Origin of the sequence: Nguyenibacter vanlangensis (assembly GCF_013376155.1) — a bacterium.
Classification (GTDB): domain Bacteria; phylum Pseudomonadota; class Alphaproteobacteria; order Acetobacterales; family Acetobacteraceae; genus Gluconacetobacter; species Gluconacetobacter vanlangensis.
On the sequence record NZ_JABXXP010000543.1, the window covers coordinates 1 to 1950 of the forward strand.

Annotated in this window: 1 protein-coding gene; it reads left to right on the plus strand. The window is 67.6% G+C overall.

Translation table 11 applies throughout. The features are described from left to right. Positions 1-1950: M1 family metallopeptidase (locus tag HUK84_RS16430; RefSeq protein ID WP_176641238.1), on the plus strand; the 1950-nt coding region annotated here is incomplete at its 3' end.

The following is a 1950-nucleotide window of genomic DNA, read 5'->3' on the forward strand; positions in this document are numbered from 1 at the left end:
GTGCCGCCGCCGCCCGACCCGGCGCGGATCTTCGCCCCGCTGGCCTATCCGACCCCGGTCAACGCCTATCGCTCGGGCGGGGGGGCGCCCGGCTGGGCCTATTGGCGGAACGGCGCGGATTACGAGATCAAGGCGGCGATCGACCCGGCCAACCGGCTGCTGTCGGGCAGCGAGGTGATCACCTACACCAACAACAGTCCCGACGCGCTGGACGTGCTGTGGGTGCAGCTCGACCAGAACATCTATCGCGACGGGTCGCGCGGCGGCTTCGCCAATCCGCAGCGCCATGGCGAGCACACGGATGGCGAGGCGATCGAGAGCGTGTCGATCGAGCAGGACGGCAAGAGCATCCCGGTCACGCCGCTGATTTCCGACACGCGGATGCAGGTGCCGCTGCCGGCGCCGCTCGAGGCCAGGGGCGGGCGCATCCGGCTGAAGATCGTCTGGCATTACACGATCCCCGGCGAATGGGGCGGCCGGACCGCCGTGACCCCCACGCGCAACGGCGACATCTATGAAGTGGCGCAATGGTACCCGCGCATGGCCGTCTATGACGATCTCCGCGGCTGGGATACCGCGCCCTATCTGGGCCAGGAATTCTATCTGGAATATGGCGACATCGACTACAGCGTCACCGTGCCGTGGAACTTCACCGTCGTGGGGTCCGGCGCGCTGCTGAATCCCGCCGACGTGCTGACCCAGACCGAGCGCGACCGCCTGGCCCAGGCCGCCCGCAGCGACGAACGGGTGATGATCCGCACCCAGGCCGACGTCAGCGATCCTAAGAGCCACCTGGCGCAGAGCGGGACGAGGACCTGGCATTTCCGCATGAACGACACCCGCGACGTGGTCTTCGCCGCGTCGCCCGCCTTCCTGTGGGACGCGGCGCGGCTGGACCTGCCGCCGCTGGTGGTCGAATCCGGCCATCCGGCGGTGCCGCGCCTGGCGATGTCGGTCTATCCGGTCGAAGGCATCGGGGCCCATCAATGGGACCGGTCGACCGCTTATGTGAAGCACGCGATCGAATATTTCTCGCGCCAATGGTACCCCTATCCCTGGCCGGACGCGATCAACCTGGGCGGCCATGGCGCGGGCATGGAATATCCGGGCATCGTCTTCGACGGCATGCATGACAAGGACCCGGAACTGTTCTGGATCACCACGCACGAGCTGGGCCATGACTGGTTCCCGATGATCGTGGGGTCGAACGAGCGGCGCCATGCCTTCATGGACGAAGGGTTCAACACCTTCATCGACACCTATGCCTCGGACGATTTCAACAACGGGGAATTCGCGCCGAAGCGCGATGCCGAGTTCGCGCCCGCGACCGGCAGGCCGGCGGACGACATCCTGTCCGTGCTGCGCGACCCGGCGGCCCCCCGGCTGATGACGCCGACCGACCTGGTGCCCGAGCGTTATCGCCACCCGGTGACCTATTTCAAGGCGGCCTATGGGCTGAAGCTGCTGCGCGAGCAGATCCTGGGGCCGGAACGGTTCGACCGCGCCTTCCGGCGCTATATCGCGCTGTGGGCCTATCGCCATCCCACGCCGTCCGATTTCTTCCGCCTGATGGACAGCGAGGGCGGCGAGGACCTGTCCTGGTTCTGGCGCGGCTGGTATTTCAATAATTGGGGCCCGGATTATGCCGTGAAATCCGCCGCCGTGACCGGCGAGGGCCCGGCGCGCGGCGTGCTGGTGACGGTGGACAACAAGGGCTGGCTGCCGCTGCCGGTCACGCTGGTGCTGACCTATACCGACGGCACGACCTCGCGCCTGCGCATCCCGACCGAGGCCTGGCAATTGCGCAACGAGATCGAACTGACGATTCCGACCACGCGCACGCCGCAATCGGTGGCGCTGGACCCCGGGCACGACATTCCCGACCTGAACCGGGCGGACAATGTGCTGACCCTGGCGGTGCCGCCGGCCCAGCCGGCCGCGGCGCCGGCT